This is a genomic window from Streptomyces sp. NPDC002690 (genome assembly GCF_053592415.1).
The window spans coordinates 1-6,714 of sequence record NZ_JBSFVR010000397.1; the positions used below are offsets into that span (position 1 = coordinate 1).

6 protein-coding genes are annotated in these 6,714 nt (G+C 71.2%); 5 read left to right on the top strand and 1 reads right to left on the bottom strand.

The features are described 5' to 3' along the window. Positions 1-175 precede the first annotated feature (175 nt). Both ACWD3D_RS31550 and ACWD3D_RS31555 read left to right on the top strand, forming a co-directional pair. Positions 176-748 (top strand): TetR/AcrR family transcriptional regulator, encoded by a 573-nt coding sequence (locus tag ACWD3D_RS31550; protein ID WP_387375375.1) that lies wholly within the window; start codon positions 176-178, stop codon positions 746-748. Between the two features lie 121 nt (positions 749-869). Further along, complete coding sequence (locus ACWD3D_RS31555) at positions 870-3,095, top strand: MMPL family transporter (protein ID WP_451464163.1); 2,226 nt, start codon at positions 870-872, stop codon at positions 3,093-3,095. A gap of 249 nt (positions 3,096-3,344) precedes the next feature. On the opposite strand, the gene ACWD3D_RS31560 is transcribed toward ACWD3D_RS31555, so the two are convergent. Further along, the gene (locus tag ACWD3D_RS31560) at positions 3,345-3,698 is read right to left on the bottom strand and encodes an SsgA family sporulation/cell division regulator (protein ID WP_451464164.1); all 354 of its coding nucleotides are present in this window, start codon (positions 3,696-3,698) and stop codon (positions 3,345-3,347) included. A 202-nt stretch (positions 3,699-3,900) separates the two neighbouring features. Here ACWD3D_RS31560 and ACWD3D_RS31565 point away from each other — a divergent pair, with 202 nt between their 5' ends. Genes ACWD3D_RS31565 through ACWD3D_RS31575 form a run of 3 tightly spaced genes read left to right on the top strand, consistent with a single transcriptional unit; the run spans position 3,901 to position 6,604 of the window. Then, positions 3,901-4,983 carry an energy-coupling factor ABC transporter permease gene (locus tag ACWD3D_RS31565; protein WP_451464165.1) on the top strand — a complete coding sequence of 361 codons (1,083 nt, stop codon included), beginning with the start codon at positions 3,901-3,903 and terminating at the stop codon, positions 4,981-4,983. Positions 4,984-4,990: 7 nt separating this feature from the next. Then, positions 4,991-5,752 (top strand): cobalt ECF transporter T component CbiQ, encoded by a 762-nt coding sequence (gene cbiQ, locus ACWD3D_RS31570; protein WP_451464166.1) that lies wholly within the window; start codon positions 4,991-4,993, stop codon positions 5,750-5,752. A gap of 60 nt (positions 5,753-5,812) precedes the next feature. Continuing rightward, on the top strand, positions 5,813-6,604 hold the full coding sequence (locus tag ACWD3D_RS31575) for an energy-coupling factor ABC transporter ATP-binding protein (protein WP_451464167.1): 792 nt from the start codon (positions 5,813-5,815) through the stop codon (positions 6,602-6,604). Positions 6,605-6,714 lie beyond the last annotated feature (110 nt).

The window sequence follows — 6,714 nt, forward strand, 5'->3', positions numbered from 1 at the left end:
CCCATGCTTTCGGTGCGCGGGGCCCGGGGCAACTCGTGACGCGGAAAACGTGTGGCACACCCCACAAGCGAAACGGTCCCGTTTCGCTTGGCGGTCGACGTAGGCTCAGGTGTACGAAACGGTTTCGTTCCTGTGAGCGAACCGTGGCCCGGAGTACGGAAGGAGGTCGGCGCCCATGGCACGCACCAGGCTCACGCCTGAACGCGAGAGCGAGCTGTTCGCGGCCGTCCTCGACCTGCTCCGCGAGGTCGGCTACGACGCCCTGACCATGGACGCCGTCGCGGCCCGCACCCACTCCAGCAAGGCGACCCTCTACCGCCAGTGGGGGAGCAAGCCCGAGCTGGTGGTGACCGCGATGCGGCACAACAAGCCGGTGCGGCTGGCCGACATCGACACGGGCTCGGTGCGGGGAGACTTCCTCGCCGTCGTGACCCGTACCGACGACTGTCGCATGGAACAGGACTCCGCGCTGATGCGGGGTCTGAGCCATGCCGTCCACGACAATCCCGATCTGCACCAGGCCCTGCGCGAGCTGCTGGTCGAGCCGGAGCTCTCCGGTCTCGCCGCACTGCTGCGCAGGGGTGTGGAGCGGGGCGAGCTGAATCCGGACAATCCGGCGCTCAAATACGTACCCCACATGCTGATCGGCGCGTTCGCCGCCCGGCAACTGGTCGACGGCCGCCCCGTGGACCAGGCTTTCCTCCTCGAATATGTCGACTCCGTGGTCCTCCAGGCCCTCGGCGTCTGACGTCCCCGGCCGCTCCCCGGCGGTCCGCTCCCCACCGCTCCACCTGACACGCCGCTCTCGTCGTCGGGCTGGTTCCTCATGCCGAATTTCCCGCACACGACTTGACCGGGAGTCCGCCTCCGTGGCCACATTCCTTTACAAAATCGGACGCCTCGCGTTCCGCAAGCGGGGCTACGTCGCCCTCATCTGGGTCGCCCTGCTGGCCATCGCCGGCGTCGGTGCCGCCACCGCGGCCACCCCCGCGGCCAGCTCCTTCTCCATACCGGGCACGGAGGCGCAGAAGGCCTTCGACCTGCTGGACCAGCGCTTCCCCGCCTCCCACGCCGACGGCGCCACCGCCCGGGTCGTCTTCCAGGTCCCGGACGGGCAGAAGATGGCCGACCCGGCCAACAAGGCCGAGGTCGAGAAGATCGTCGGAGAGCTGAAGAGCGGCTCCGACCAGGTCGCCTCGGTGACCGACCCGTTCACGGCCAACGCCGTCAGCAAGGACGGTTCGACCGCGTACATCACCGTCTCCTACGACGCCGCGTCCACCAGCCTCACCGACGCGACCCGGGACGCCCTGGAGAAGACGGGCGACCACGCCGAGGCGAGCGGGATGACCGTGGCCCTCGGCGGTGACGCGCTCGAAGCGGGCGCCGAAGGCGGCGCCACCGAGGTCATCGGGATCGTCCTCGCCGCAGTGGTGCTCGTCGTCACCCTGGGCTCGCTCGTGGCCGCCGGACTCCCGCTGCTGACCGCGATCGTCGGCGTCGGCATCGGCGTCGCGTCGATCACGGCACTCGCGAACGCGCTGGACCTCGGCACCACCACCTCCACCCTCGCGATGATGATCGGCCTCGCGGTCGGCATCGACTACGCGCTCTTCATCGTCTCCCGCTACCGGGCCGAACTGGCCGAGGGACGGGAACGCGAGGAAGCCGCCGGGCGGGCGGTCGGCACCGCCGGCTCCGCCGTCGTCTTCGCCGGGCTGACCGTCGTCATCGCGCTCGCGGGCCTCTCCGTCGTCAACGTGCCCATGCTCACCAAGATGGGCCTCGCCGCCGCCGGCACGGTCGTCGTCGCCGTCCTCATCGCCCTCACCCTGGTTCCGGCCCTGATGGGCTTCGCGGGCAAGCGGATCATGGGCCGCAAGGCGCGCAACGCCGCGGCCGCCGCGAACCGTCCCGACGCCAAGCCGAACGGCGGGACCCGCTGGGCCCGGTTCGTGCTGCGCCGCCCCGTGTGGGTCCTGGTGGTCGGCGTCCTCGGCCTCGGTGCCATCGCGCTGCCGGCCACCTCGCTGGAGATGGGCCTGCCGGACGACGGCTCCCAGCCCAAGAGCACCACGCAGCGTCAGGCGTACGACATGCTGTCGGACGGCTTCGGCCCCGGCTTCAACGGGCCGCTGATGGTCGTCGTCGACACCCGGCACAGCTCGGACGGCAAGACCGCCGTGAAGCAGGTCACCGACGAGATCGAGTCCCTGGGTCACGTCACCGCCGTCACCCCGGCCGTCTTCAACCCCGCCGGTGACACCGCGACGATCACCGTCATCCCGAAGGACCGGCCCAGCTCGACCGGTACCGAGGAGCTCGTGCACTCGATCCGCGACGCGGGTGAGCACATCAAGAGCGACACCGGCGCCGAGGTCCTGGTCACCGGGGCCACCGCGATGAACATCGACTTCTCGCAGAGGATGAACGACGCGCTGATCCCCTACCTGGGGCTCGTCGTCGGCCTGGCCTTCCTCCTCCTGATCCTGGTCTTCCGCTCGATCCTCGTCCCGCTGAAGGCGGCCCTCGGGTTCCTGCTCTCGGTCGTGGCGGCGCTCGGCGCGGTCGTCGCGGTCTTCCAGTGGGGCTGGCTCGCGTCGCTGCTGGGTGTGGAGACCACCGGCCCGATCATGTCGATGATGCCGATCTTCATGGTCGGTGTGGTCTTCGGTCTGGCCATGGACTACGAGGTCTTCCTCGTCACCCGCATGCGGGAGGCGTTCGTCCATGGGGAGACCCCGCACCAGGCCATCGAGACCGGTTTCAAGCACGGGGCCCGTGTGGTCACGGCGGCGGCCGTCATCATGATGGCGGTCTTCGGCGGCTTCATCGGCGCCACCGAGTCGATGATCAAGATGATCGGTTTCGGTCTCGCGATCGCCGTCTTCTTCGACGCCTTCGTGGTCCGCATGGCGATCGTCCCCGCCGTGCTCGCCCTGCTGGGCAAGCGGGCCTGGTGGCTCCCGCGCTGGCTGGACCGCATCCTGCCCAACGTCGACGTCGAGGGCGAGGGGCTGGCCAAGCACGTCCCCGCCGAGACCGGCGGCGGCGAGGGACCGGCCGGCGGCGAACGCGAGCTGAGCCGGGTCTGACCCCCGGCGGCCGTTTGACCCCCCGGGCCGCCGGGCCCAACGGCCCGGCGGCCCCACCGGACTCCGGGGCCGCGCCTGAGCGGGGCGCGGTACCGGGACGCACCGACATCTGTGGGGACGGGTGCCGGTGCGACGAAAGCCCCCGTGCGAGCGGCACGGGGGCTTTCGGCATACGCGCGGACAGTGCGGGGTGCGGGGTTCGGGCAGTGCGGTGCAGTGCGGTGCGGTGCGGTGCGGTGCGGTGCGGGCTCAGCGTCCGGCGGCGGCGGGCGGGGCGGCCTCGGTGTGGGTGCGGCCGAGGAAGCGTTGGAGCGCGGCGTTCTCGATCTGGAAGACCTCGACTCCGCCGGTCGAGTGCAGCTCCAGCACCAACTGCGCCCGCCCGGCGGGCCAGAGGCGCACCTGGCCGCTCTCGACGGGCGCGTTCATGCCGTCCTCCAGCAGTTCGCGGCGGAGCGCCCAGTCGGCGCCGCCGTCGAAGACGAGGTGGACGGTGCCGGGGTCGCCGTCGGCGTCGTAGCGCAGGTCGACCGGGACCGGGCGCGTGAGCGGGCCGTCGGTGATGAGACGGGCCCGGGTGTGTTCTTCGATCACGGGGGACATCGGCCGACTCCTCCTGTTATTGACGCTTTGTAATCTAATGTCCCATATTTCACGGCGCGTGTGCCGCGCGTAAATGTAGGGAATGCGCTCTTGCGCATCATTCGCAAGAAAACCCTATGATTGGCGGGTTCACGGTGGGCTCAGGTCGCAGACCTGGTCGCAGCCCCTGTCCTCGCCGACCCCGCAGAAGCGGAGCCCTTCCATGCATGTACCCGACGGTTTCATCAACGCACCTGTCTCCGTGGCCACCGGAGTCGTCGCCGCGGGCGCCGTCGCGGTCAGCCTGCGCGGCGCCCGCCGCGAGCTGGGCGAGCGCACCGCTCCGCTCGCCGGGCTGATGGCCGCCTTCATCTTCGCCGTGCAGATGCTGAACTTCCCGGTCGCCGCCGGCACCAGCGGGCATCTCCTCGGCGGGGCGCTGGCCGCGATACTCGTCGGGCCCTACACCGGGGTCCTCTGTGTCACCGTGGTGCTCCTCATGCAGGGCATCCTCTTCGCGGACGGCGGCCTCACCGCCCTCGGCGTCAACATCACGGACATGGGCGTCGTCACCACCGTCGTCGGCTACGTGGTCTTCCGCCTGCTGATGCGGGCCCTGCCGCGCCGCCGGTCCACCGTCACGGTCGCCTCCTTCGTCGCCGCGCTGGTCTCCGTACCCGCCGCCGCCGTCGCCTTCACGCTCATGTACTGGATCGGCGGCACCACCGACATCCCCATCGGCGAGGTCTTCAAGGCGATGGTCGGCGTGCACGTCCTCATCGGCATCGGTGAAGCCGTCATCACCGCCGCCACGGTCGGCGCCGTCATCGCGGTCCGCCCCGACCTGGTGCACGGCGCCAAGGGTTTCGCCGCGCCGCTCAAGCTCCGCGTCGACGGGCAGCTGATCGACGCGGCCCCTGCCGCCCCCGCCGTGAAGCCCGCAGTCGGTGTCGCGACCCGCTCCACGCGCGGTCTGCTCGCCGCCGGCCTGCTCACCGCGCTCGTGCTGGCCGGTGTCGTCTCGTACTACGCCTCCTCCAGCCCCGACGGCCTGGAGAAGGTCGCCACCGACAAGGGCATCGACCGGAAGGTCGAGGAGCACGCCTCCGCCGACTCCCCGCTCGCCGACTACGGCGTCAAGGACGTGGACGACGCCCGCCTCTCCGGTGGCCTCGCCGGGGTCATCGGCGTCGGCGTGACCGTCGTCGTGGGCGGCACGGTGTTCTGGGCGATCCGCCGCCGCCGGAACGACGACACGGACGTGCAGGCCGGACCCGCCACCGCCCCGCTCGCCGAGAAGGTCTGAGCCGGGGATGGGATCGGGCCACGCCCACCGCCTCTACCGGCAGGGACACTCACCCGTCCACGCGCTGCCCCCGCACTGCAAGCTGGCCGCCGTCTTCTGCTTCGTACTCGTCGTGGTCTCCACCCCGCGCGAGGCGGTGTGGGCGTTCGCGCTCTACGCGGTGCTTCTCGCAGCCGTCGCGGCGGCGGCCCGGATGCCGGCCGGGTTCCTGCTGAAACGCCTCGTCATCGAGGTCCCATTCGTGGCGTTCGCGCTGCTCATGCCGTTCGTCGTACCGGGGGAGCGGACCGAGTTCCTCGGCCTCCACCTGAGCGTGGCCGGACTCTGGGGCGCCTGGAACGTCCTCGCCAAGGGCACCCTCGGCGTCGCCGCCTCGGTGATCCTCGCCTCCACCACCGAACTCCGCGCCCTGCTGCTGGGCCTCCAGCGGCTCAGGCTGCCCCCGCTCCTCGTCCAGATCGCGTCCTTCATGATCCGGTACGGGGACGTCATCACCGACGAGATGCGCCGGATGTCCGTCGCCCGCCGCTCCCGCGGCTTCGAGGCGCGCGGCGTACGCCAGTGGGGCGTCCTCGCCAAGTCGGCCGGCGCCCTCTTCATCCGCTCCTACGAACGCGGCGAGCGGGTCCACCTGGCGATGGTCAGCCGGGGGTACGCGGGCACCATGCCCGTCATCGACGAGGTGACGGCCTCCCGCACCCAGTGGGCGTACGCGGCGGCCCTCCCACTGCCCGCCCTCGCGGTCTGCCTCCTCGGCTGGGCCCTGTGACCGCCGGACGCGCACCCCGCACCTTTGCTTACCCTTCCGCACGTCTGCTGGGATGAACACATGAACAGCCCGACACCCGCCGGCCAGACCCCCGCCCCCGTGCCGCCGTCACTCGAAGTCGGCGGCCTCGCCTACGCCTACCCCGACGGGCACCAGGCGCTCTTCGGCGTGGACCTGACCGTCGCCCGGGGCGAACGCGTCGCGCTGCTCGGCCCCAACGGCGCCGGGAAGACCACCCTCGTCCTGCACCTCAACGGCATCCTCGAAGCGGGCGCCGGAACCGTCCGCGTCGCCGGGCTCCCGGTCGAGAAGCGGAACCTCGCGGAGATCCGCCGCCGCGTCGGCATCGTCTTCCAGGACCCCGACGACCAGCTGTTCATGCCCACCGTCCGCGAGGACGTCGCCTTCGGCCCCGCCGCCTCCGGACTGCGTGGAGCCGAACTGGAGGCCCGGGTCACCGCAGCCCTCACCCAGGTCGGCATGGCCGAGTACGCCGACCGCCCGCCGCACCATCTCTCCTTCGGGCAGCGCCGCCGGGTGGCCGTCGCCACCGTCCTCGCCATGGAGCCCGAGATCCTCGTCCTCGACGAGCCGTCCTCCAACCTGGACCCGGCCTCCCGCCGCGAACTCGCCGACATCCTCCGCTCCCTGGACGTCACCGTCCTGATGGTCACCCACGACCTGCCGTACGCCCTGGAGCTCTGCCCCCGCGCCGTCATCCTCAGCGACGGCGTCATCGCCGCCGACGACCGTACGCAGGACCTCCTCCTCGACGAGGAACTCATGCGCGCGCACCGGCTGGAGCTGCCCTTCGGCTTCGATCCAGGTTCCGTGACCGTAAACAGCAGGTGACCCGCCCCCCGTCGGACCCGCGCGGCCATGCAGGATGGGGGGATGAGCGGGAGCGCGGAAACAGGCGTGGACGTACGGGGCACGGTGGCGCCCGGATTCGAAGCGGTCCG

Bases quoted from the DNA above. Each gene is read 5' to 3' on its own strand.
- ACWD3D_RS31550 (WP_387375375.1), top strand. From the start codon at position 176: ATGGCACGCACCAGGCTCACGCCTGAACGCGAGAGCGAGCTGTTCGCG.
- ACWD3D_RS31560 (WP_451464164.1), bottom strand. From the start codon at position 3,698: ATGTCCCCCGTGATCGAAGAACACACCCGGGCCCGTCTCATCACCGAC.
- ACWD3D_RS31565 (WP_451464165.1), top strand. From the start codon at position 3,901: ATGCATGTACCCGACGGTTTCATCAACGCACCTGTCTCCGTGGCCACC.
- cbiQ (WP_451464166.1), top strand. From the start codon at position 4,991: ATGGGATCGGGCCACGCCCACCGCCTCTACCGGCAGGGACACTCACCC.
- ACWD3D_RS31575 (WP_451464167.1), top strand. From the start codon at position 5,813: ATGAACAGCCCGACACCCGCCGGCCAGACCCCCGCCCCCGTGCCGCCG.